We start from the raw sequence: 26406 nt of genomic DNA, 5'->3' as shown, positions 1-26406 counted from the left end.
AATAAATCAATAACGATAAATTATCTTAGATTATTAGGACCATCGATATCACTATCATCAGTTGCAATATGATTGATATCAACCGTAGAAGAATTTACATCACTGGTAGAGCTTAAGTTATTAGGTGTGATGATATTATTATCTACTTGGGTTGTGCTGCTACCAAACGTATCAGTAGCTGTACTTGGCGTATTGTCACGTACTGAAGCAGCAACCTTATCTTGAGTCGATGAGCTTGGCGTTAAAGCAGATTTTGCTTTTGCTTCGTCACGTTCTCTGTCCATTTTATCCTGCATTTTGCGTAAGAAACGTGCTGCTGCTTCTTGACCACCTAGACCAAACGATAGGGCAAATGCTACGGCAACTGCACCTAAAGTTAGACCAAATGCTAGGTTGACAATAGAGTCAGCGATACCCATTGCTTTTAGACCCATGGCAAGTACTAAGCCCATGATCAAAACGCGCACGATATTTGCTAAGAACTGTGAACCTTGTTCAGAGCGTTCAACGACACCAGCGATGATATTGGCAAGCCAAAAACCGATGAATAGGATGATTGCGCCTAGGATGATATTAGCACCGAAAGCAATAAACATCGCAATAATGGCTGAGATAGGCTCAAAACCTAATAAGTCAGCAGCAGCGATAGAGGCAAATAACATGGCAAAAAATACGATGGCATAGCCAACTAAGTCAGAAACCTTTTTATCACCCATGGTCTGTTGAAGACCAACTTTGGCAGGTAACTGATTGATTTGCGTATTTTCAAGCAAGCCTTTGATGATGTTTGCAACCATACGTACAACATAAAAAGTCACAACCAAGATAGCAATTGCCATAAAGATATTTGGCAAGGCTTCCATGATTTTGTTTAACATGTTGGTTGCAGGGCGAGCAATTACGTCAATTTTTAGGGCATTTAAAGCAGCAATGATTGTTGGAATAATCACTACTAGAAACGCTAAAGAACCTGCAATGTTGGGTAAGCTATTCTGTTCGCTTAAACCAGCTTTGGTTGCAAGCTTCTGCACATCAAAAGTAGAAACAAGGTTGGTTACGATGCCACGTACCACTTTGGCGATGATGTAACCTACTACGAATACTACAGCAGCAATCAGAATATTAGGGATAAAGCTGAAGATTTTATCAACCATATTGGTTAATGGAGCAAATAAACCGTCAAGCTCTAGTTGGCCTAATACCATGGTCAATACTACTAATAGAATGAACCAATAAACCATGTCAGCAATCGTGCTGCTCATTGGTTTTACACCAGCTTTTGCGCTTAAACGCTCATCCATTGAGGTTTTTGAAAGTGCAGCATTGATGGCAGTACGTGCAACCGTTGCAATAACCCAACCGATCACACCAACTGCAATAGCAGCGATAAGATTAGGGATAAAGGTGAGTACTTGGTTTACCATGTTGGCAAACGGCGCTGAAATAGAGTTTAGGTTTAACTGACTTAACGCGCCAGAAATAGCGATAACGAAAATAAACCAAAAAACAATCTTAGAGATAATGCCCTCTAAGTCATAGCTTTTACCTGTTGAAGAGTTCATACGTTGATTGAGATTGATTTTAGACAGCACGCCGCGTACCAGAGCAGCTATGCCCAAGGCGACAAGCCAACCAATGATGAAAATAAGAATAGCGCCGATGATGGAGCCGATAGGGCCACCCAGATAACCGTTGAACGATGTAAACATTGGATTCATCCTGTCCTCCTCTAATGATCATGTATCTGCTATAAGATAAGAAAATCACTTTAATTCAAGCGTTTCATCTGAGGCAAACACACACCTATTTATTAGTATTTTTAATTAAAATTATTTGTAAACTCGATTTTAGTGCTTTATAAGAAATTTATACTTAACAATCAGTAGTCACTATTAACAAAACATACCTTTTGTTATTTCTTTCCTTAACCAATTTAGCTTAACTTATGTAATTATGAATTTAAAGATAGAAAGCTTAACGTCTTACTATATTTGTGTGATAAGTTGTTATTTTTGCGGTAAATATTAACATAGACTGTACATTTGACCGATAATTTCAAGTGAGTCATAGCAGGCAAAACTAAGATTTGCTATTATAGATGAATGTGACATCTCGCCACTATTATTACAATTTGAGAGCATTTTATGAAAAAAATCACTACCCTAAGCATCAGTGCCCTTGCTAGTGCTATGTTATTAATCACAAGCTGTAGCGCAAACAATGGCAGTAAAGAAACCGCTACCAAAAGTGTTTCAGTGACTGAACAAAGCCCTGCCAAGGAAAAAGTAGGCTATAGCTTGGGCTATATGATGGCAGAAGGGAATAAAGAAGCGGTTGGGGATCTGCACCTAGATACGTTTGAAAAAGGTTTCCGTGATGGCTATGAAGGCAAAAAAGCGGCATTGACAGAAGAGCAAATGCAAGAAGTGTTAATGACCTATCAAAAAGAACAGGAAGCGAAGTTTGTGAAAGATATGGAATCTAAAGCGGGTGCAAACAAAACTAAGGGCGCCGCATTCTTAGTAGAGAATGGCAAAAAAGCTGGCGTAAAAACCACTGCTTCAGGTCTACAATATAAAGTAGTGACCGCAGGTACTGGCAAGTCGCCAAAAGCTACGGACGTGGTTGAAGTAAACTACGAAGGTAAATTGATTGACGGCACTGTATTCGATAGCTCATATGAGCGTGGTGAGCCAATTGAATTCCCACTAAACCAAGTGATTGCTGGTTGGACTGAAGGTCTACAGTTGATGAAAGAGGGCGGTAAATACGAGTTTTATATCCCCTCTGATATCGCTTATGGTGAAGCGGGTAACGCAGGTATCGAGCCTAATAGCACGCTAATCTTTACTGTTGAGCTATTAAAGGTAAAGTAATTAGCAGTAATTAATGCCAATTTAGTATTGATACAATAGACGTTAAAAGAAGCCCTCTTACATTAAGAGGGCTTCTTTTTGCGCAAGAAATAGCACTTAAGCTTTCGACGTTAATGAGCCATTATTAAAGGTTCTTTTGGAAAACTTTAGAATTGCGACCGTTATTATACTTCTCGCGGCGTACTTCAGGTAAGGCGCTTGCCTCAACTTCAGCAAACCCTTGTTCAACGAACCAATGTGCTGTACGAGTGGTCAATACAAATAACTTGTGTAGACCATGGCTGCGTGCTTGTTGCTCCAAAAATGCCAGCAAATCAGCGCCGCGGCTACCGCTGCGATATTCTGGATGTACCGCGACGCAGGCAACTTCTGCTGAATCTGTATCGAGTGGATAAAGCGCTGCACAACCTAAAATCATGCCGTCACGTTCGATGACGCTGTAATTATCAATCTCTTGCTCCAAGCGTTCGCGTGAGCGACTGACCAAGATACCTTGCTCTTCTAACGGCGATAATAGCTCTATCAGCCCTACCACGTCATCGACATCAGCGCGGCGAATCTCTTCGTAAGGATCGTGACTAATCAAGGTGCCAGAACCATCACGGGTAAATAGCTCTTCAAGTAGTGCGCCGTTTTTGGCATAAGAGATAATATGGGTGCGATGAACCCCTTGGCGACAGGCATTGCTGGCACAGCTTAAGAAGTAATTAATCTCACAGTTTAGATCACGGTCACGTAAGAAGCGATCGACCTCATTTGGAATCATCTCACGTAACAAACGATCATTGTGATTGATACCGGCTTCTTCTCCTAAGAATATAAGCTTGTCGGCACCAAGCGCCACGGCGGCACTAAGAGCAACATCTTCAGCCAATAAGTTAAAGACTTCGCCGGTTGCCGAATAGCCCATAGAGCCTAAAATTACAATATGATCGTGTAGTAGATTATTTTTGATGGCTTCAACATCGATAGAGCGTACTTCGCCTGTCATCTGGTAATCAACGCCATCGCGAATACCATAAGGACGCGCAGTGACAAAATTGCCCGACACTGCATCAATACGTGAGCCGTACATAGGTGAGTTGGCAAGCCCCATCGATAGCTGCGCTTCAATCTGCAAGCGAATAGCACCAACCGCTTGTAATATAGAAGGCATCGCGACGCGAGGTGTCACACGAATATCTTGATGCAGTGGCGATTCAATATCAGCATCTTTGAGGTTTTTCTCGATTTGCGGTCGCGCCCCATGCACCAATACCAGCTTGATACCCAAGCTATGCAATAAAGCAAAGTCATGAATCAGTGTGCTGAAATTTGGATGATTGACCGCCTCACCACCAAACATAATCACGAACGTTTTGCCGCGATGGGTATTGATATAGGGGGCAGAATTACGGAACCAATGGACGTATTCAGGGTTAATCTGGGGCATGGCGCTAGTAGTCATAATGGGAGCAATAGTCGTTAGAATAAGAAAAAGGGCGTGACAGAGAATGCCTGTCGCTAAAGGATCGCTAAAGATTTACCATAGCAAAAAACGTCGTTATGAGCTATCTTTTATTTCAGTAGCGTTAAAGAGTCTTCACAGCAGATTAACGATATACACAACATCAACACAGGGTTAATATACGTATAAATGCTTTTTGCTATGCTAAGCGCTATTGCTTTACCGATGGCTTACGCAGATAATTGATAAAAATAATAATGTTTAAAAGTTAACATGACTGAGTATGACCATATATGATGGTAAATTGCTTATTCTCCTATATTTTTAAAACTACTAATTTTTACCAGCTCCTTTTTTACCAGCTTTGTTTTACCGATACATCAACTAGGGATAATGAATGTCATGAAGAAAAGTAACCATTTTGCGAACCCATTCAGTGCATGGACTGGACACCGCTTGTTTCATGTTGTCGCTGGTACGCTCGTTGGCGTAATGGCTGTCACGCAAGCATCAGCGATGTTGCCCACACCAGAACAAGCCGTTAATAATTCAGTAGCGGTTCAGTCAAACTTTAATCAAAACAGTCAGTCAAATGCGCAAGCAGTTAACAGTAGGATTACAGCGTCATTGATTAGTGTTGATGCCAATGGTAAAGAAATACTGGTTCCTGTGGATGCAAATACGCGTTTGCAGTCCGGTAATGTCTTAGAGTATCAAGGCTATTTTACCAATACCAATGCGGATCGTGTTCGTAAAATGACCGTAACGATGAGCATTCCTGAACAAGTAGAATTGCTACGCGCCGTTTCTCCTGATTTTCCTTATGGTAGTGCAGACGGCAATACCTTTGCCCGTATGCCGCTACGTGGAAAAGTTGACAATCAGTTGCAAGATATTCCGTTAAAATTCTATAAAGCCGTACGCTGGGATTTGGAAGGCGTAGGTCTTAATGATACAGTCGCAGTGAAATACCGTGCACGTGTCAAATAAGTTTATGCTTTGATATCTGCTTCAACAAAAAAGCACCGCAGCAATCACTGTGGTGCTTTTTTTATCGTCAATCTTTAATATCTGTAGTTAGCAGGATTTTTTATATATCCTTTTCCACTATAAATTAAAGAGTGGCATATTTACTCTTGGATTTCTCGTTAATAAGTTGCTTAATGGCATGAATTTGGGCGGTAGTGGCTTGCGAGCCAGCAGCAATCACAGCGCTGCGCTGGCTAGTATCTAGCGAGCTGATATGACCGACATTTGGCATAATCACAATATCAGCACTATCACGCTCATGACGCATTGATGCAGCGCTATGATTAATCGGAGATGCTTTCGCGTTATAGGCTGCATTGGCGATTAAACTGTTTTCAAGAAAGCCCCAAAAGCTGGTTAATGAATTGATGTTTGGTTTTTGATTGACAGTCGATGTATTAGCGTTAGCAGCAGTCACATCAACGGCGATGATAATATCGGCACCCAAATCACGGGCGCTATCCACAGGCACCAAGCTGACCACGCCACCATCAATATATTTTTTGCCGACTTTTTCAGGGATGCGCGGTGCAATAAAGATATTAGGCACACTACAGGATGCTTGTACCGCAAGCCCAACATCACCGGTGGTAAATACGGTCTTTTTCAGCGTATTTTTTTCAGCAGTAATAGCGGCAAAGCGGATTGGGAAGTTTTCTATCGTTCGTCCACCAACATTCGCGTTAATAAAGTTTTTGAGCTTAATACCTTCGATAAAGCCTTGGTTAGATAAGGTAAAGTCTGTCAATTCACTATCAGTGGTGTTCAATGCCAAGTGTTCAAGCTGCTTTGCAGTATAACCACTGGCATATAAGCTACCAACTAAGCTCCCGACACTGGTGCCTACTACCAGTGTCGGTTTGATACCGTTCTCTTCTAATGCTTTAATCACGCCTACATGAGCGAAACCTTTTGCACCGCCACCACCTAATACTAAAGCTACCGTAGGTTTGTTCGGTACTGACGTATCTGCTGGCGCGACTGGCGTCAAACTATTGCAAGCACTCATCAATATAGCAAATATAGCGAAGAGGCTCAGACGAAGCGTCAATAAAAAATGATAATAAGGGTGGCAGATAGAATGAGAGGACATAAAAAACCTTATCAAAAATTATCATAGAGGAATAAATAGCGGTGTAGTAAGGTATTCATCAATAGGTTACGCAGAAATCAGCTAGACGTTGTATGGCGAAATAGCTTAGCATAAGGTATTAGTTAGCATAATAATTTAGCGGTATAGCTAGGCACGTTACAGAATATTGATCATTATCACATGATAAGACAGCTTATAAGCTAGCATGAATTCTTGAACAAGACACTTGACCCTATAAAATTTATATTAACATCGTTAGGATTTTTGATGCCCACATCGGTTAACCCTGCTACACCTCATTTACTAGACGTTTTGGCACTTGATATGCCGGTGACGGCGCTGGCAGGTGTTGGACCAAAAGTGGCCGAGCAATTGACGCAATTGGGCATTGCCCGTATCTTTGATTTGCTACTACATCTGCCGCGCGACTATGAAGATCGTAGTCGCTTGGTATCAATAGGCGATGTGGCTCATGGACAAGCCGCCATGATTACTGGTCGCGTCGTGCATGTCGATACCAATCGCAGCGGCATGACGGTGATTGTAGATGATGACACGGGTACGATATCTCTACGCTTTTTTAAGGTATATCGTGGACTTGCTCAAACTATGTGTCTAGGTACCCATCTGCAATTATTCGGTGAAGTCAAAGTGAGCCGCTACGGTAAGCAGATACATCATCCTGAATATCAAATTATCAGCAGTAACGAGACGGTAGTAAATACGGGTTTACAGCCTATTTATCCAAGCGTTAAAGGTTTACATCAAAATAAGCTGCGTACATTAATTAAGCTTGCACTGCAAACGGTTCGTAGTCAGGGCTTGCCGATGACTTTATTTACGCCTGAGGATTTTTCAGTCGTTGTGGATTTGCCATTAGTGCCTTTTGAACCAGCTAAAATACCGATAACCGAGCCAGATTATCCAGAAGATATCTTTTCTACCCTCGCGCGTAGTGTGCCTGACAACGGTTTTAGTAGTGTTAGTGATAGCAGTAACAGTAGCGTCAATAGAACGAAGCCCTCTTTTTATCATAGTCAAAATAATACCAGTTCCGATGCTATAAGTATGGCTAACAATAACGTCTATAATTTAACCATATTTGAGGCGTTGGTATTACTGCATACGCCGCCTACTTATACTGATGCTGGTCAACAATACAAATTATTAACCCAATTAAGCGCTCGTACTCATGCTGCTTGTCAACGCCTCATTATTGAAGAGTTGACTGCACATCAGCTCAGCTTATTATATCGCCGTCAGCAATTACATCAGTATAAAGCGCCAAAATGCGCTATCCAAAGTCCATTGGCAGATAAATTGTTTGGTGCGTTGCCATTTGATTTAACGGGCGCGCAGAAAAGAGTTATGAGGGATATTACCGCTGATATGGCGACTTCAATACCAATGCTCAGATTGGTACAAGGCGATGTTGGCGCTGGTAAAACCTTAGTCGCGGCAGGCGCGGCGGGTTATGCATTAGATAGTGGTTGGCAGGTGGCGGTGATGGCACCGACGGAGATTTTAGCGGAACAGCATTTGGTTAATTTCAAAAACTGGTTTGAGCCGTTAGGTATTGGGGTCGGTTGGTTGGCTGGTAAACAAACCGCTAAGCAGCGCCGCGAAGCGTTAGAAGCGGTGAGCGAGAATACCGTACAAGTAGTCGTTGGTACTCATGCGCTTTTTCAGGATCAGGTGCAATTTGCCAAATTGGGTTTGGTTATTATCGATGAACAGCATCGTTTTGGTGTTGAGCAGCGTATGGCGTTGACCAATAAAGGCGTGGCTGGTAGCACACCGCATCAACTGATTATGACTGCAACGCCCATTCCGCGGACGCTAGCGATGAGTGTTTATGGCGATATGGACACTTCTATTATCGATGAGCTACCACCAGGGCGTACACCAATTACTACCGTAACAATTGACCGCAACCGCCGTGATGAGGTGATTGAACGTATTGCAGTTAATTGTGAAGCTGGCAGGCAGGCATATTGGGTGTGCTCACTGGTTGAAGAGTCGAGTGTACTCGATGCGCAAGCTGCTGAGGCGACTTATGAAGATTTGAGTGAGCGTTTGGATATTCGTATTGGCTTGGTGCATGGCAAAATGAAAGGCGCTGATAAACAAGCCATTATGCAAGCGTTTAAGGCAGGACAACTTGATTTGTTAATAGCTACCACAGTTATCGAAGTGGGTGTTGATGTGCCTAATGCTTCTCTGATGGTCATTGAAAATGCAGAGCGATTGGGTCTATCGCAATTGCATCAATTACGCGGGCGAGTCGGGCGCGGTTCAACAAAAAGCTATTGTGTGCTGCTGTATCAAAAGCCGTTGTCGGAGACAGGTACTGAACGTCTAAATGTATTGCGTGATAGTACTGATGGTTTTGTCATTGCGCAAAAAGATTTAGAGCTGCGTGGTCCGGGCGAGTTATTAGGAAAGCGTCAAACAGGTAATGTCGGCTATTATTTGGCGGACCTTATTCGGGATGAGCAGTTATTTGCTATTGCCCAGCGTTTGGCAAAGCATCTGATTGCAGATCCTGCACGCAAAGCCGATGTCAGCCAACTGATTCATCGTTGGATGCCAGAGGCAAGTCGTTATACCAATGCTTAATGATAGTTAACTCAACCTGTTTTCTATTACTGATTACCATAAAAAAAGCCATTATTTTAAGAAAATAATGGCTTTTTTTATGGTTTTATAAATCATTTATCAACCAATAATTAACACTTTATTCTTATTTTAATGAACTAATATTGACTTATGTGTTCATGAGTTATTATTGAACTATGATTATTTGTGTGGCAGTTTACGATAATGGATTGGCACAGTGTCTTCCATGCGTTTGCTAGGATATCGCGTTTTACATAATGATATATGGTTAAAATATGCGTATTTCTAGTCGTTTTACCGATTCTAACAGGACGTTAGGATGAGAACTTGATTAACTTCATAGTGGCAATCTATCTGCTTTGTCTGATGACTACTGTGCCATTCATGCTTTTTATTAACGACCTGAATTTATTAACAAGGATGTTTCATGAAAAAGACGTTAACCTTCGTTTGTGCTATCGCCACACCATTATTATTTAGCCAGTCTGCTTTTGCTGCATTCGATTATTTTAAAACCGATGGTAGCTTCAAACGCTTTTCGGTCTCTGCTGGCTGGTTGCATGCCTCTCCGCAAGGCACGGCCAATCCTCTAGAAAATACGACAGCCATTAAAGATGGTACTGTCGCTAAAAACGGCAGTGTTAAAATAAAAACTGTCAGAGAGGTTATTGATCCTGATCAAAGTGAGCTCACTAAAGTTAAAGTAAATACAGGCCTAACTGCTATAGGGGTAGTAAGCTTTAGAGGTGAAGAAACTGATTTGTCTAGAACTACCCTAGGTGATGTATCAGGTCAAGTTAAGCTTGGCGGTTTAGAGAATTTCAGCAGTCCAGGTACGGGTCTTGAGTCTGCTGATGTTGATACTTTTGGTTCGCTATTTAACTATTATCTAAATGATAACTGGTCAATTGAGGTAAAAGCCGGATTTCCTCCTAAAGTAAATATTATGGGTAAAGGGAAAGTGTATGCACCTATATCTGGTGAGGTTACAGCTGGTGGAATAGGAGAATATGCACTACCAAAATTTAAAATTAAAAAAGAACAGCTTATAACCGATTTAGAACAAGGTGATGGCGTGGCATCTAAGGCTCGCGCATGGCTACCAGCAGCGGGGGTGCAATATCAGTTTGGCAAATCTGGGGTCAATAAGTTTCGCCCTTATGTCGGTGCTGGGGTCATGTATGCCTATTTTAACGGTATTGAGCTAAATGAGGGTATTCGTAAAGATCTAGAGGCAGCTGGACATCAAATTCAGAATATCAAAGATGGCAAATCGGGTGCTGCGCTAGAAAATGTGCCATCCAATCGAGAGATGAACGTGGATGTGGAGGCAGAAAGCGCTTTTGCACCTATCGTCACTGTTGGCGCTACTTATGATTTCAATGATAGATGGTTTGGAGTCGGGTCATTGTCTTATGCAAAACTGGACAGCGATACGACCATCACCGTTAATAATGATAAGAATGAAGAGTTGATTCGATCGAAAGCTCACCTTGATATCGATCCTTACATTACTTTCCTTGGCGTTGGCTATCGTTTTTAATAGAAGGTTTGTAGTAACTACAGAATAGTAGGATAAACATAGCGCACATTCTTAGGAATGTGTTTTTTGTCTTACGATCTACAAAAAGAATCTTTATGCTATCAAATTCATTAATAAGCGGTATGTATTGTTTATCACTTTTAGTATGTTCGCTTGGAGCGTTTTTATATTTGCCGATATTGAGTCAGTATGGAACTTACGAAGCTCAGACACTATATATATAAATCAGATGACAACTTGATATATGCTATGCTCAATAAATTTACGAACTATTGTAGTCATAAACAGCATTTTGACTATATAAAGATGCTCGTTTAACGTAAGGCTAGCCTATTTTCACCTATTATTTTCCTCATATTATATATCCTTATTATTGCCTGTATTGACAGAGAGTTATCATGAGCGATGTTGAAGACAACAAGCTGCCAGTTGAATCTGAGCTACCCCCATACCGCCAATCTGATGCGCGAGCGTCTAAGCCTTTATCAGATAAGCCATTATCAAAATTTCCTTTATGGTTATTACCAGTATTGGCCATTGTGCTCGTTATTGGGGTATTGGTTGGTAAGTACTGGGGCAATGATGAGGAAGCGAGCAATGAGCCGCCCATTGCTAACAGTGTGCAAAACGATAGCGCTAACCTAAAAGATGCTAGCATCGAGCAAGCTGTATTATCGGTCGAAACAGTGCTACCAAGCCAAGATAATATTGGTAATACGCTCAGTGCTGACGGAACCATCAATGCTAAAGATGTCGCTAATGTCAGTGCCAAAGTAAACGGCGTAGCGATTGAACGGATCTTGGTCGAAGAAGGTCAGCGTGTTAAAGCTGGTCAAATACTGGCTGTATTTGATACCGACGCGATGGAGCAGCAAGTCTTGCAAGCAGAAGCAGATGTTGCCGAAGCAGAAGCGACGCTTGCCAATGCTACTGCCGATGCCGCCCGCGTCCTGCCACTTATTGATATTGATGCCATTAGCAAACAAGAAGCGGATCGCTATCGGACTTCCAAACTGCAAGCGCAGGCGTCACTACAAGCATCTAAAGCTCGACTGAGTACGCAGCGCTTGAGTGTCAATAATGCCAATGTGGTTGCACCGGTTAGCGGTATTATTAGTGAAAAAATGGCTGAAGTTGGTATGGTTGCTGGTGGAGACCCACTATTTACTATTATCAAAGGTGGCATTTTGGAATGGCGTGCGGATATCGATCCTAAGCTGATTGGTGAGGTTAATGTTGGCACACCAGTCCAAGTCAGCCTACCGGGCGGCGATTCTGTCATGGGGCAGGTCAGTCGCATTGCACCAACTGCTGATAATAATAGGCAAATTACCATTTATGCTAGCCTTGCTGCTAACGCAAAAGTACGAGCAGGCATGTATCAAACGGGCGAGTTTTTATTGGGTAGTAGCAGCGCTCAAACGGTTCCTAATAGCGCCATTGTCAGCAATGACGGCTATGACTATGTGATGCTAGTGAGCAATATCAGTACTAAAGACGGTCACAACATTGGCCGTATCAAACAACAACGTGTGACCCTTGGTGAGCGCTTTGGCGATAGTGTTATGCTCACGGAGCCACTCCCTGCAGAGAGCCGACTTGTAAAGCAAGGGGGAAGCTTTTTAAATGATGGTGACTTGGTACGTGTCGTTGATGGTCTGAGTCAAACTGGTAAGCAGGCTACTAGCACAGACACGCAGGCGCGCTCATGAGTTTAAATGTTTCCGCCTACTCGATTAAAAATCCATTAGTGGCTATCTTGCTGTTTGTACTGCTGACCTTAGGCGGTATCTATGGCTTTATGCAAATGAAGGTGCAGCAGTTTCCTGATATTGACCTGCCAGCAGTGGTGGTCACGGTGACCTTGCCAGGCGCTGCGCCATCGCAGCTTGAAAACGATATTGCAAAAAAGGTGGAAAATAAGCTCACCAGTATTGAGGGCGTCAAGCACATTCGTACCACGCTACAGACGGGCGCCGCTACTATGGTCGCTGAGTTCGTCTTAGAAAAAGACATCCAAGAAGCGGTTGATGATGTGCGCTCGGCAGTCGGTGAGGTACGTGGCGATTTGCCTGCCGCTGCCAATGACCCTATCGTCACCAAAGTCTCAACATCAGGATTCCCAGTCGTCACGTACTCTGTCGCTGCTGAAAACATGAATGTAGAAGACTTGTCTTGGTTTGTCGATGATACCGTCACCAAGCGTTTATCTGATATACCTGGTGTCAGTACTGTCAGCCGTATCGGCGGTTTGCAGCGTGAAATTACGGTTGCCGCTGACCCTATTACCTTGAGTGGTCTAAAGCTTTCTATCACGCAATTATCCAATCAAATCACCGGTATTCAGCAAGACAGCTCAGGCGGTGAAGCCGAAGTCGGCAAAGCCACGCAGACCATTCGTGTACTTGGGGCGGTTGAGCACTCAAGCGAGCTGAATAATTTACAAATAGCCGTCCCTACGGGCGGTACGCAAGCGCTTGGGCGTATGGCACAAATTACGGATGGCGCCGCTGACCCAAGCTCTATTGCCAAGCTCGATGGACAAACGGTGGTTGCGTTCAATATTACGCGCTCGCGTGGTGCCAGTGAAGTGGAAGTCATGGAACTGGTTGACGCTGAGCTTACTAAGCTGTCAGCAGATGTAGGTAATATTAGTATTGAAAAGGTTTATGATCGGGCAACGCCAGTCTCTGAAGATTATCAAGCGTCATTACGAATGCTGATAGAAGGTGGTTTGCTTGCCGTAGTCGTGGTGTTCTTATTTTTACGCAATATCCGCGCGACTTTTGTGGCTGCTGTGGCATTGCCATTGTCCGTCATACCTACTTTTTTGGGTATGTATCTGTTTGGTTTTAGTCTTAATATTATCTCATTATTGGCGCTGTCGCTGGTCATTGGTGTACTGGTCGACGATGCCATTGTAGAAGTTGAAAATATTATTCGTCACTTGCGTATGGGTAAGACGCCTTATGAGGCGGCAATGGAAGCGGCGGATGAAATTGGCTTGGCGGTTGTTGCCACTACCTTTACTCTGATTGCCGTATTTTTACCGACTGCGTTTATGGGCGGAATTGTCGGGCAGTTTTTCCGGCAATTCGGTTGGACGGCAGCATTATCAATATTTGCCTCGTTAATGGTTGCGCGCCTTATCACACCGATGATGGCAGCATATATATTGAAACCAGAAAAGAAGCACGTTGAAAAGCAGAGCGCGCTGATGGATTGGTATCTTAAAGTGGTCTCATGGACGCTGTATCATCGCTGGATTACGATGGGGGCGACGTTAATACTATTTGTGGCTTCATTGGCTTTGGTAAAATTATTACCCACCTCTTTTATACCTGATAATGATATTGACCAAACACGGGTGGCGATTGAGCTGACACCCGATGTGGCGTTAGCGGACACGGAACGAGTTGCCGCGCTGGCAAGTGAGCGTATTTTAGCCATGCCTGAAGTAACCAATATTTTTACGTCGGTAGGTGAGGCGCAGGCGACAATGGACTCAAACTCTAGCGGTGGCAAGGCTGAAAATATAGCAGGTCTAGATATTGTACTTGCGCCAAGAGCAGAGCGCGGCTCTAAGCAAGAGATTGAGCGTAAGATGAGTACTATATTGGCAGAAGTACCCGGTGCGCGCTTTACGGTCGGGTTATCGAGTGGTGGTGAGACAGGTTATAATTTTTCTTTGACCAGCACCGACCCGCAACTGCTTGAGCAAACCGTACAGCAGATGATGTCAGAGATACGTGAGCTACCAAGTGCTGGTGCTGTCACGAGTGATCGCAGCCTGCCCCGCCAAGAGTTGACCGTCACACCAAATAGATTAGCAATGGCGGATAAAGGGGTGACGACGCAAGACATCGCCACGACCTTACGTGTAGCGACCGTTGGTGACTATGAGCAACGTTTGTCCAAGCTGAATTTAGATACGCGGCAGATACCAATTGTCGTGCGCTTGCCAGATATCGCTAAGCAAAACGTCAGCCAACTCGAAGGCTTATATGTACCAAGTGCGCTACCAGCAGGACAAGGCGTGCGTGTTGGCGAAGTTGCGACACTCGACTTTGGTACTGGACCTGCGCAAATCAGTCGCCTTGATCGTGAGCGGGCGATTAGTATTACTGTTCAGCCTGCCAATGGTGAGCTTGGTGATTTGGTACAAGCGGTCAAGAGCATACCTAGTATGCAACAGCTGCCAGCCTCTATTACTATTATTGATCAAGGACAAGCAGAAAATATGGCCGAGTTATTTAGCGGCTTTGTGATTGCAATGTCGGTCGGCGTGGTCTGTATTTTGGGCGTACTTATATTATTATTTGGACGCATCTTGCAGCCATTTACGATTCTCATGGCATTGCCCTTGTCTATCGGTGGTGCCTTTGTCGGCTTGGTAATTACCAATAGCAGCCTGTCGATGCCCTCGATGATTGGTTTTATTATGTTGATGGGCATTGCGACCAAAAACTCTATTCTTTTGGTCGATTATGCACTGATTGCTCAGCGCCGCGGCCTAGCACGTTTTGAGGCAATTATCGATGCTTGTCGTAAGCGTGCGCGCCCGATTATTATGACTACTATTGCGATGGGTGCGGGCATGCTGCCATTGGTCTTTGGTTGGGGCGATGCCGATCCGACGTTCCGTCGACCGATGGCGGCCGCCGTATTGGGTGGTTTGGTCACTTCAACTTTATTGAGCTTGGTCGTCATTCCAGTTGTTTATACGCTGATGGATGACCTATCAGGATGGTTTGCTAAGTGGCTTGCTCCGAATGGTAAGCCAGATATAATGACTGAGGAAAAGTAGCAGCTCTAACAGTAATACTGTTAGTAAGCGACATAAAAAGCTCAAACTATATTCAGATATAGTTTGAGCTTTTTATGGGTAAGATGTTAGCTACTAGATTAATTCAAGCTGTTATGAAGTCAAAGAGTCGTAATGTGTGTTATTAGGAGACAGGTTACCAAGGTAATGGGCTTTAATTATGGTTCTTTGTATGACGTTAGTCTGAAACTGGTAAGTTTAGTGGTTTAGTTGAGCAAGTCTTTGTTATAGTCGATTCAGTTAAATTTATCAAAGAAACGGTTTATATCGATATTTTGATGCTATCCGTGTCTTGATCATTACTAGAACTATAAACCAGTTTCTATACATATTAGAAAACAAGGAATAACTATGATTAATGCCTATGCAGCAAAAGAAAAAGGTGGCGAGTTTGTGCCTTATCAATATGATCCTGGCACATTAGGGGATCATGAAGTAGAAATCGAAGTACATAGCTGTGGTATCTGCCATAGCGATTTATCGATGTGGCAAAACGAATGGGGAATGACCCAATATCCGTTTGTAGGTGGGCATGAAGTCGCAGGAAAAGTCCTCGCAAAGGGCAAGCATGTCAAGCACCTAGAGCTTGGCGATAAAGTCGGGCTTGGCTGGCATAAAGGATATTGCAACGTTTGTGATCTATGTATCGGTGGGGACCACAATCTATGCCCTGAGCAAGAAGGTACTATCATTGGTAACCATGGCGGTTTTGCAGATAAGGTGCGCGCAAAAGATACTAGCGTCATCAAGATACCTGAAGGACTTGATTTTAACGCTGTAGGACCGTTGCTATGTGGCGGCGTTACGGTGTTTAATCCGCTTATGCAGTACGACATCACGCCAACCTCAAGAGTAGCTGTTATCGGTATTGGTGGTTTAGGTCATTTAGCGCTTCAGTTTGCCAATGCGTGGGGCTGTGAGGTGACGGCATTTACCAGTGAATCAAAAATGGAAGAGGCAAAAGAGATGGGCGCTCATCACTCATTAAACTCAAGAGAGGATAGTGAAATTGAAAAAGCCGCTGGTTCTTTTGATTTAATCATATCAACAGTGAATGTCGATATGAACTGGGATGTCGTGATCAAGACCTTGAGACCAAAAGGTAAGCTACACTTTGTCGGACTGTTAGAAGCTCCATTAGAGATATCAGCTGCACCAATGATTATGGCTCAGAACAGTCTGTCAGGCTCACCAGTTGGATCACCGTCAATCCTGCGAAAAATGTTAGATTTTGCCGCTCGACATAATATTCAGCCAGTGACTGAAACGTACAAAATGTCTGAGATCAATGAAGCATTTGAGCGCCTAGAGAGTGGTAACGCTCGCTATAGAGTGGTATTAGAAAGAGACTAAAAGTCTTTAAAGGTAACGAAGCATAGTTATAGTAGTGATACCTCAAATGATAAATGATGAGGTATCGCTATTTTTTTGTACTGTCATGCTACTTTCTTTAAGCCATTTTTGCTTTTTTTTGAGCGCATAAAAAACCCTTGCTGTGGTATTAAACAACAGCAAGGGCTAATAGTTGAGTCAATAGAATGAATTGTGTAGTATGAATCTTTATTACTCGCAGACAATAAATATTGCTAAATTAGTAAACATTATTCGACAGTAACGCTCTTGGCTAAGTTACGTGGCTGATCAACGTCTGTACCGCGCATTACTGCGACATGATATGACAGCAATTGTACTGGCACGCTATAAACAATCGGCGCAAGCGTTTCGCAAACATCTGGCACATACACCACGTGCAATCTATCTGCTGCGACCATTTGACTGGATTCGCTTGCAAAGACAAACAATTCACCATGACGGGCATGAACTTCTTGCATATTGGCTTTTAGCTTATCAAACATACTGTCTTTAGGTGCTAGCACCACGATAGGCATATCTTTATCAACTAATGCCAATGGTCCGTGCTTCAGCTCGCCTGCTGCATAGCCTTCAGCGTGGATATAAGAGATTTCCTTTAACTTTAATGCGCCTTCTAGAGCAATTGGGAACTGTAAACCACGACCTAGGAATAAGCAGCTTTTCTTATATTCAAAATGCTCACTCATGATCTTGATAGGCGCGTCGAGGTGTAAGCTGGCATGGAGCTGACCCGGTAGTTGTTGCAGTTGACCAAGCAGCGTGCTCAAATTTTCATCAGTCATGCGCTGTTGGGTCACACCCACCTTTAATAACAACAACATCAGTGCTGCAAGCTGAGTGGTAAAGGCTTTGGTAGATGCCACGCCAATCTCGGGACCGGCAAGCGTTGGTAAGAAGATATCCGTTTCACGTACCAATGATGAGGTTGGTACATTGCATAATGCTAGACTAACCAGTCCAATAGGAGCCTGTTTTTGAATATCACGTAGTGCTGATAAAGTATCAGCAGTCTCGCCCGACTGAGAAATACAAATCACTAAGGAGTTATCAATGACGACTGGATTGCGATAACGGAACTCACTGGCAACTTCAACTGAGCAAGGCACACGAATAAGACTCTCAAACCAGTATTTTGCGACCAAACCTGAATGATAGCTAGTACCACAAGCGATCACTTGTACGTGCTTAATGCCTTTTAATTGCGTTTCATGACGTTGCAGAAAATCATCACGCAGTTTAGTTGGCTCATCATTATCTAATGCCATCTCGAGAGTGCGAGCGACGGCATCTGGCTGCTCGTAGATTTCTTTGAGCATATAATGCTTAAATTCGCCTTTGTCCGCATTGTGTTGTGCTGCGTCAATTTCATGGATTTGGCGTGTGACCTCGACACCATCAGCGTAAACCTGAATACTGTTACGCGTTAATCGGGCAATATCGCCTTCCTCTAGATACATAAAACGATTGGTCACTGGTAAAAGTGCCAATTGATCGGAGGCGATAAAGTTTTCGCCAATACCGACGCCAATCACTAAAGGAGAGCCTAAACGTACTGTAATAAGCTCTTCTGGGCAATCAATATGGATAACGCCAAGGGCAAATGCGCCATGTAATAAAGGAGTGACAGTGCGAACGGCTTCTAATAAGTCAGGCGTTGCTTTATAGATATCGTTAATAAGATGCGCGACGACTTCGGTATCGGTTTGCGAGGTAAACTCGTACCCTTTGGCAATTAATTCTTCTTTTAGCTCGGCGTAGTTTTCAACGATACCATTATGTACCACAGCAATCTTGCCTGAAACATGCGGATGGGCGTTACGCTGAGCCGGTTCGCCATGCGTTGCCCAGCGTGTATGCGCAATACCAATATGACCATCGAAAAACTCTGGGTTGACTGCGACGGCATCGACTAAGGCCTGAACTTTACCCACTTGGCGCTCACGGTGGAGCTCGCCATCACGAATGACAGTCAGACCAGCAGAATCATAGCCTCTATATTCTAGGCGCTTAAGTCCCTCAAGTAAGATATTGGCGATATTACGCTCAGCCACTGCTCCAACTATTCCGCACATAACTATTCCTTAAATTTAATTATTAGTATTTCGATATATGACGATGTCTGGTTAATCTATAAATATAAATAAGCAGCACCACAAATCATTGTCGTACTGCTTGAGATTGCTAAGAGCCATTTTTATTTAACTAACTGTCAACGCTGCCATTATTTTTTAGTCGGACGCTTAAAGTCATTTTTCTGTGTTTGACGAGCACGACCAAAGGCTAGTGCATGAGCATCAACGTTTTTAGTAATCACTGAACCAGCTGCCACAGTAGCGGTATCACCAATTTTCACTGGCGCCACTAGACTTGAGTTAGAGCCAATAAAGGCATTATCGTCAATGATGGTTTGTGATTTATTCACACCATCATAATTGCAAGTAATCACACCAGCGCCAACATTGACACCAGTACCAATAATGGCATCACCAATATAGCTTAGATGATTAACCTTGCTACCATCACCAATTGTTGATTTTTTAATTTCGACAAAATTACCGACTTTGCTGTTGTCAGAGAGTATGGTCTCAGGACGTAAATGCGCAAAAGGACCAATATCTACACCTGCGCCAACTTCAGCGCTATCAATCACGCAATAAGGCTTTATATGACAAGCGTTGCCTATCTGGGCGTTTTTAATGACACAGCCCGCTTCAATATAAACATTATCACCTAAGACACAATCACCCTCAAATACCACACCCACATCGACAAACACGTCCTGACCTGCGCTCAAGGTGCCACGAATATCGACACGAGTAGGGTCAGCGAACTGTACGCCAGCTTCTTGTAAGTCGGCGACAAGTTTACCTTGCCATGTACGCTCTAAGCTAGCAAGTTGTTGACGGTTATTCACGCCTTCAATCTCAAAGGTATGCTCAGGCTCAATCGCTGCAATAGTGATGCCATCAGCAACCGCCATTTTGACAATATCAGTCAGATAGTATTCTTGCTGCGCATTGTCATTTGATAGCTTGGGCAAAAATTTATGCAATAAAGCATTATCGACGCAGTAAATACCGCTATTAATTTCTTGTATCTGCTGCTCATCGCTATTGGCGTCTTTTTGCTCAATAATGGCTTCAATATTGCCATCTTTATCACGTTTAATACGACCGAGACCAAATGGATTATCTACGGTTAGCGTCAACATAGACATGCCGTCAGTATTGGCATCCTGTAGTGTCGCTAAAGTTTGACAGCTAACCAAGGGTACATCACCATAAAGAATGAGGCTTTGTCCATCTTTTGGTAGCTCAGATAGAGTCACTTTGACCGCATGTCCCGTGCCCAACTGCTCAGTTTGGGCGACCCAAGTAATGGGCAAATGCGCATATTGCTGGTCAATGTGATCTTGTACTTGCTCGCCACCAAAACCATGGACAATGATGGTGTCATCAACCGTCAATTGATGGCAAGTGTCTAACACGTGACCTAGCAATGACTTGCCAGCCAATGTCTGTAGAACTTTTGGCTTGGCCGACTGCATACGCGTGCCTTTACCAGCAGCGAGGATGATTACCGAAAGAGGAGATGTCATAGTATTCCTAAAAAAGAGCCCTACAAATGTAACAAAATATAATTTCAGATTATAGCGTAAATTATCATTTAATTAAAACGCTATGTCGTGACCTCTTTGTAATTCAGCTATCGCTAACAGCAATATTAAATGATAAAAGTTGTTGTGTTATAACTATCTGGTTACAAGATAAAATAAATGCGCTGCTAATGTAAAATTAGAGGATTATATTATAAATAATGACCCAAACTGCCGCTGCCATAATGCCAGCAATAATGTCATCTAACATAATGCCTAGACCACCAGCGACTTTTTTATCTGCCCATCCAATGGGTGGTGGCTTAATGATGTCAAAAAAGCGAAAGAGTATAAAGATCATGATCAGAGCAGCGACAGAAAAAGGTTGCGAGATATTGTGCCAAAAATTACCGTCAGCAATACCTATATAAGACAACGGCAATAAGGTAATCCATATACCTGCCCACTCATCCCAGACGATATGTGGGTCATCATGACCGCCCATCAAATCTGAGGTGCGACCACATATCCAGATACCAATGATGCAAGATAAAAGCGTAATAATTAAAAATGGTATAAAACCTAAGCTTAGTAGCGGTATTGCAACGATTAAGCCGCCAACCGTACCCCAAGTGCCGGGCGCCCGGCGAGGTAAACCACTGCCCAAGCCGATACCGAGCCAATAAACTGCGCGGTCAAGCATGGTGGCGTTGACTGGCAGAGGAGGGCAATCATTGGCTTTACGGATATCGGGCTTAACTAGGTCGTGATCGGTCATGGGTTAACCTGCAAAATGTTGGTAACCCGTAAGATTGGGCCAAGTAATAAACGGTGAGGGATGGGTGGGTGTCACTGGCTGATCTTGATAATAAAGTTCAGGACGTTTATGCGCCGCATTATCTGTATTTCTATCACTCGCCAATGCAATCACATTACCAATGTAAGTCACAGGCGTATTAACGTCGGTACAAGAAGACGGCTCGATATGGGGAGGCAAGGTAAAAGCCAACTCATAATCATCGCCACCAGCCAGTTGACACAATAGCCGCTCAGATACATCGATACTAGCTAAAGGGTTACTGGTAGGAAGAGCTTCCAAATTAAGTCTCATAGCGATGCCGCTTTGCTCGCAGATATGACCAAGATCTTGATAAAGACCATCAGAGATATCTATCATTGACGTTGCACCGATTTGTGCTAGTGCTGCACCTAAGCTAATACGTGGTGTTGGCATATGAAGTCGATGCGCAAGTTCAATGCCGATAGCATTATCAGGGTGCTGTAAGGCATAAGCGGCATCACCAAGTGTACCTGATACATAAATTTTATCACCGACTTGCGCACCTGAGCGATAGACAGCTGGAGTATCTGCGGCAAGCAGCCCTTGGGCACTAACACTTAACACTAAGCTATCATTATGGGTCGTATCGCCGCCTATCAAGGTCACACCAAATAACTGGCAAGCATGAAATAAACCTTTGGCAAACTCAGTCAGCCACTGACTATTAGCAAGGCGCTGAGGTAATGCTAATGCCAGTAAAATGCTATGCGGGGTGGCACCCATAGCCGCGATATCAGAGACGTTAACTGCCACAGCTTTATAACCAATGGCAAATGCTAACTTGTTAACCTGATCCCAGTCTTCACTAAAGTGACGACCTTGAACGAGTGTGTCAATACAGCTGACCAAGCGCGCGCCTTGTGGCAGTGCCATGACTGCTGCATCATCACCGATGCCCTTTTCGACAGCTTTAGATGATGACTGAGTGGCTTGCATTTGCGAAAATATACGCTCAATCAGCTCAAATTCATTCATGGCTAGTCTTTGCTTTTTTCATCAGCATCATTTAATTCAGCACTTTTGGTATCAAAATCAACGCTATTCGAGTCAAGTAATTCGACCTCTGCTGTAACTTTGTCATTGCTAGCAGCGATGTTTTCTTCTACTGGCTGATCATTGGCAATGTTTTCGGCAGTAACGGCAATCTCGTCTGCTTTATCAACGATGACTGTTTCGATGCTAGTCGGCTTAATAATAATTTCTTCAACCGTATTTTGAGTATCGTTCTGCTTACTGGCTTTGTAATCAGTAATATTTGCCAAAGCTTTACTGACACTATTGCGTTTAACACTGGCATTATTAGCACTGATACGTGGTTTATTTGATGCTGTTGGTTTTTCTTCGATATCACTATTATTAGCATTGATATCTGTGTTTTTATCCGCTTTAGTAACAGGCTTAGTTGCTGCTTTTTGTGAGGTGCGAAGATTGGCTTTGCTATCCGCTTCTACTTCGGCAGCACGTAGCTCAACTGCCATTCTATCTAAGACGGCATTAATCAGTTTATGTGCATCGGTTGCGCCAAAATGATTGTTTAGCTTCATCGCTTCATCAAGTACCACTTTGTACGGAATTTCTAAACGATTTTGTAGCTCATAAGCGCCAACCAAAAGAATGGCATGTTCAACCGTATCGAGTTTATTGATTTCACGATCTAGATGCTGGCTAATAAGCGCATCTAAGGCATCAATCTGCTCTGGGATATCACGCATCATTTCATGATAGTAGCCAATATGTACAGTATGCATGGCATTAGTCGCGCGTGTACGAGCAGCAATATCGTGCGGGGCATTGGCTTTCCAGCCAAGCTTGCCATCGATATCAAAACGGCGGTCAGTAACCAGCCATTCATATAGACCTTGCATAGCAAAGCGGCGTGCCTTACGGATAGCGGTGTGACTGGTCTTATAAGAAGACTCACTCATATCAAAGGTTTGATCGCCCGCACTGCTGCTCGCGATGCGCGTGGCTTCAGCTTGTTGGTCATTAACTTGTGCGGTTTGTGCAGCGCTAATAGCGCGCTTGAGTTGGTCAGTCATAAGGGGTCTATACCTAGTTTTTGAGATAATAAGTTTAAAAATAAAATGTTAAATAGTGGTCGACTCGCAAATGTTGCTAGTCAGTCTTGGAGATGAATGTTCGATAATCACTTAAAATATTAATGCTAATGCTATTGTAAAGTGCTGAGGGCTATCGTTATAACCATAGCCCCATTTCAAACAATAAATAATAATTTTATACTCATAAATGCGGCTAACAGTGAGTGCAATTAAGCGTCTTCGCTGCCATCATCAATGTCTAACTGTGATAACACAGCAAGCATTTCTAGTACAACCATCGCTGCTTCTGAACCTTTATTACCAGCTTTAGTACCAGCACGCTCAATCGCTTGCTCGATGCTGTCAGTAGTCAATACGCCGTTTGCTACTGGAATATTATAGTCAATGGCAACACTGCTTAAACCTTTAGCAGATTCGCTTGCGACAAAGTCAAAATGCGGCGTGCTACCACGGATAATCGCACCCAAAGCAACGATAGCGTCAAAGCGATCAGACTCAGCAGCGCGCTGTGCAACCAATGGCAACTCAAACGCACCTGGCACACGAATCACAGTAATATTACTACCCAATACGCCATGACGAAGCAATGCATCAATCGCACCATCAACCAATGACTCAACGACAAAACCATTAAAACGACCGACGACGATACCGATACGCACGTCCTCGTTTTGATGTAAATTGCCATCAATATGGGTCACGTCATTGCGTTGCTGTTGTAAATTTGACATAAAAAATCCTTTGCCGAATGGGCTATTAATAGAAGTATAAGAATCTAAGTATTAGGAATCTAAATATATTGCTAGGTTCAAATCGCTTATTTAATTGGCTAGTGAGCAGATAAATAGGCAGTAAAATGAACGAAAACCAAATGATAATAAGCAGTTAGCGCTATGATAACATTTTTTTCTGCTATATTTGTATTTTACCAACGTCTTACAAACGCATTTGTATACCTTGCGCTGCCATATATGCTTTGGCTTCTTGAACGGTATACTCACCAAAGTGAAAAATACTGGCAGCAAGGACGGCATCGACGCCGCCTTCTAATACGCCTTCAGCTAAATGCTGTAAATTACCGACGCCGCCTGAAGCAATGACCGGTACATTTACACGACTGGTAATTTGCTTCATGAGCGCCAAATCGTAACCTTTTTTGGTGCCATCGCCATCCATAGAAGTCACCAATAATTCACCGGCGCCAAGCTCAGCCATTTTGCTTGCCCAAGCGACGGCATCAATGCCCGTTGGCTTACGACCGCCGTGGGTAAATATTTCCCAACGCGGCATGATAATGCCATCAACCTCGATATCAGCAACGCGCTTGGCATCGATAGCAACGACGATACATTGATTGCCAAATTTCTGCGAGGCTTCACCGACGAACTCAGGGGTAAATACCGCAGCAGAATTAATCGCTACTTTATCCGCGCCTGCATTAAGCAAATTACGAATATCGGCAATTTTACGCACACCGCCGCCGACAGTTAATGGCACAAATACCGTTTCCGCCATACGTTCTACCGTATGATAAGTGGTGTCACGCTCGTCATTGGTCGCAGTAATGTCCAAAAAAGTAATCTCATCGGCGCCTTGTTCATTGTAGCGTTTGGCCACTTCGACAGGGTCACCTGCATCTTTAATATCGACAAATTGTACGCCTTTGACCACGCGCCCATTATCAACGTCCAAACAAGGGATGATACGCTTTGCTAACATAGGGTCTTTCACCTTATAATCAATTCATTCTATAAGCGCTAGTCTAGCAAAATCACTGCCATCTCAGGCAGGTTTTCGCAAGATTAATGTGCTTTTTGCCAAAGTTTATCTATAAGCGGTGTAATCGTCGCCATCACCGTCTATATTTATCCTATTTACCTTTATTTAATTGCCATAAGTGAGATGTCATGTCCGTCTATACCCAGTTAACCGATGACCAATTTGCTACCTTTTGCCAACGTTTTGGCGTATCGTTCGCCCGTGCCATTCCGATTACCCAAGGTATCAAAAACTCTAACTGGTTTATTCAGACGACTGATGATGTAGATGGTGCACACTCTTATGTATTTACCTTGTTTGAAGAGCGTCCACCAGAAGACATCGAAAAAATGGCGGTTATCTTAAACCAATTAGATGGTAAATTGCCGGTAGCGGCGCCATTATCATTAGTTGATAGCGCAGAAAAATGTTATGTCATACGTTATGACAATAAAGCCATTACGCTAGTGCCATGTTTGGCAGGCTCTCATCCACAGCAGACTACGCAAGCGATGTGCCATGAAATTGGCGCATCTTTGGCAGTATTGCATGAAACGCTACAACAGCTACAGCCTGCGGAAGAATATGGCGTGCCATTATACCCATGGAGCGATGTACGCGACCGTGAAATGCAGTTTATGCCAGCTGACGAAGCCAAACTCATGAGCGATATTTGGCAGTCTTATACGAATTTGCCGCTTGCCAGCATGCCAAAAGGCTTATGTCATTTAGATATGTTTGCTGATAACACGCTATGGAACTTATCGTTAAATAACAGTCAAAAAGGTGAAGAGCGTCTGACTGGGTTATTAGATTTCACCGAAGTCAGCGTCGAACACTATGTGATGGATATTGCCATTACCATTAATGACTTTTGTACTACTTGGGGTATGGCTGAACAAGGCGAGTCGGTGAATTTTGACCGCAGCAAAATGGTGGCTTTTTTGCAAGGCTATGAGTCGAAACGCATGCTCGGTGAAGATGAAAAGCATGCACTACCTGTTATGCTCGCAAAAGCTGCGGTGATTTTTTGGCTATTACGTCTCAACGTCATCCATTATAACCGTACCGAAGGTCGTACCGGTGATAACATCATGGTCAAAAACCCTGACTTAATGAAGCGTCTAGCCGCTTATCATTGGTCACATGTTGAAAAAGCACAAAATACGGTATTTGTACTGTTAGCTATTAATAATAAGATCGAAAAGCCGATAGCCGGTGTGTTTAGCAGTATTACGCAAGCTGAGCAAACATGTGATAGTTTAGGTAATAGCAGCGATTTTATTATTAAAGAATATACGCTCGATCAATTAGTATAATTTTTTTGAGCATTCCTGTATCAAAAA

18 protein-coding genes are annotated in these 26406 nt (G+C 43.3%); 8 read left to right on the top strand and 10 right to left on the bottom strand.

All coding sequences use genetic code 11. From position 1 onward, the window contains the following. Positions 1-20 precede the first annotated feature (20 nt). On the bottom strand, positions 21-1718 hold the full coding sequence (locus VLA57_RS12400) for a mechanosensitive ion channel (RefSeq protein ID WP_011514712.1): 1698 nt from the start codon (positions 1716-1718) through the stop codon (positions 21-23). A gap of 426 nt (positions 1719-2144) precedes the next feature. Between VLA57_RS12400 and VLA57_RS12395 the strand changes: the two genes are divergently transcribed. Further along, positions 2145-2876 carry an FKBP-type peptidyl-prolyl cis-trans isomerase gene (locus VLA57_RS12395; protein ID WP_333955068.1) on the top strand — a complete coding sequence of 244 codons (732 nt, stop codon included), beginning with the start codon at positions 2145-2147 and terminating at the stop codon, positions 2874-2876. Positions 2877-3000: 124 nt separating this feature from the next. Here the strand turns inward: VLA57_RS12395 and argA are convergent, their stop codons facing one another. After that, entirely contained in the window at positions 3001-4323 is a 1323-nt protein-coding gene (gene argA, locus VLA57_RS12390) for an amino-acid N-acetyltransferase (protein ID WP_020444499.1), read from the bottom strand. A gap of 402 nt (positions 4324-4725) precedes the next feature. Here argA and VLA57_RS12385 point away from each other — a divergent pair, with 402 nt between their 5' ends. Continuing rightward, positions 4726-5313: a hypothetical protein gene (locus VLA57_RS12385; RefSeq protein ID WP_333955067.1), complete on the top strand. Its 588-nt coding sequence runs from the start codon at positions 4726-4728 to the stop codon at positions 5311-5313. A gap of 124 nt (positions 5314-5437) precedes the next feature. Here the strand turns inward: VLA57_RS12385 and VLA57_RS12380 are convergent, their stop codons facing one another. Continuing rightward, positions 5438-6445 carry a patatin-like phospholipase family protein gene (locus tag VLA57_RS12380; RefSeq protein WP_149409680.1) on the bottom strand — a complete coding sequence of 336 codons (1008 nt, stop codon included), beginning with the start codon at positions 6443-6445 and terminating at the stop codon, positions 5438-5440. A gap of 267 nt (positions 6446-6712) precedes the next feature. Here VLA57_RS12380 and recG point away from each other — a divergent pair, with 267 nt between their 5' ends. The 5 genes from recG to ahr all read left to right on the top strand — a co-directional run bounded on the left by recG (position 6713) and on the right by ahr (position 16785). Continuing rightward, complete coding sequence (recG, locus tag VLA57_RS12375; RefSeq protein WP_333955066.1) at positions 6713-9064, top strand: ATP-dependent DNA helicase RecG; 2352 nt, start codon at positions 6713-6715, stop codon at positions 9062-9064. Between the two features lie 427 nt (positions 9065-9491). After that, positions 9492-10607, top strand: coding sequence for an OmpW/AlkL family protein (locus VLA57_RS12370; RefSeq protein WP_333955065.1), 1116 nt, complete (start codon positions 9492-9494; stop codon positions 10605-10607). 398 nt (positions 10608-11005) lie between these two features. After that, a complete protein-coding gene (locus VLA57_RS12365) occupies positions 11006-12319 on the top strand; it encodes an efflux RND transporter periplasmic adaptor subunit (RefSeq protein WP_333955064.1) in 1314 nt (437 codons plus the stop codon). Then, a complete protein-coding gene (locus VLA57_RS12360) occupies positions 12316-15414 on the top strand; it encodes an efflux RND transporter permease subunit (RefSeq protein WP_333955063.1) in 3099 nt (1032 codons plus the stop codon). Before VLA57_RS12365 ends, VLA57_RS12360 begins: the two co-directional genes overlap by 4 nt. Before the next feature lie 369 nt (positions 15415-15783). Further along, positions 15784-16785 (top strand): NADPH-dependent aldehyde reductase Ahr, encoded by a 1002-nt coding sequence (gene ahr / locus VLA57_RS12355; protein WP_133104981.1) that lies wholly within the window; start codon positions 15784-15786, stop codon positions 16783-16785. 248 nt (positions 16786-17033) lie between these two features. Here ahr and glmS read toward each other — a convergent pair whose 3' ends face one another. The 7 genes from glmS to hisF all read right to left on the bottom strand — a co-directional run bounded on the left by glmS (position 17034) and on the right by hisF (position 25021). Beyond that, positions 17034-18878: a glutamine--fructose-6-phosphate transaminase (isomerizing) gene (glmS, locus tag VLA57_RS12350; RefSeq protein WP_133104980.1), complete on the bottom strand. Its 1845-nt coding sequence runs from the start codon at positions 18876-18878 to the stop codon at positions 17034-17036. Between the two features lie 149 nt (positions 18879-19027). Beyond that, positions 19028-20404: a bifunctional UDP-N-acetylglucosamine diphosphorylase/glucosamine-1-phosphate N-acetyltransferase GlmU gene (glmU, locus tag VLA57_RS12345; RefSeq protein ID WP_133104979.1), complete on the bottom strand. Its 1377-nt coding sequence runs from the start codon at positions 20402-20404 to the stop codon at positions 19028-19030. A 196-nt stretch (positions 20405-20600) separates the two neighbouring features. Next, positions 20601-21179 (bottom strand): phosphatidylglycerophosphatase A family protein, encoded by a 579-nt coding sequence (locus VLA57_RS12340; RefSeq protein WP_333955062.1) that lies wholly within the window; start codon positions 21177-21179, stop codon positions 20601-20603. 3 nt (positions 21180-21182) lie between these two features. After that, positions 21183-22217 (bottom strand): thiamine-phosphate kinase, encoded by a 1035-nt coding sequence (gene thiL / locus VLA57_RS12335; RefSeq protein ID WP_333955060.1) that lies wholly within the window; start codon positions 22215-22217, stop codon positions 21183-21185. A 2-nt stretch (positions 22218-22219) separates the two neighbouring features. Then, positions 22220-23281 (bottom strand): transcription antitermination factor NusB, encoded by a 1062-nt coding sequence (gene nusB / locus VLA57_RS12330; protein ID WP_227673063.1) that lies wholly within the window; start codon positions 23279-23281, stop codon positions 22220-22222. A 230-nt stretch (positions 23282-23511) separates the two neighbouring features. Next, on the bottom strand, positions 23512-24033 hold the full coding sequence (gene ribH / locus VLA57_RS12325) for a 6,7-dimethyl-8-ribityllumazine synthase (RefSeq protein WP_011514697.1): 522 nt from the start codon (positions 24031-24033) through the stop codon (positions 23512-23514). Between the two features lie 205 nt (positions 24034-24238). Beyond that, entirely contained in the window at positions 24239-25021 is a 783-nt protein-coding gene (gene hisF / locus VLA57_RS12320; RefSeq protein WP_011514696.1) for an imidazole glycerol phosphate synthase subunit HisF, read from the bottom strand. A gap of 188 nt (positions 25022-25209) precedes the next feature. Here hisF and VLA57_RS12315 point away from each other — a divergent pair, with 188 nt between their 5' ends. Continuing rightward, positions 25210-26379 (top strand): homoserine kinase, encoded by a 1170-nt coding sequence (locus VLA57_RS12315; RefSeq protein ID WP_201531858.1) that lies wholly within the window; start codon positions 25210-25212, stop codon positions 26377-26379. Positions 26380-26406 lie beyond the last annotated feature (27 nt).

Origin of the sequence: Psychrobacter sp. S4(2024) (assembly GCF_036861305.1) — a bacterium.
In the GTDB taxonomy this organism is placed as follows: Bacteria; Pseudomonadota; Gammaproteobacteria; order Pseudomonadales; family Moraxellaceae; genus Psychrobacter; species Psychrobacter cryohalolentis.
This window is presented reverse-complemented; position numbering and strand designations above follow the sequence as displayed.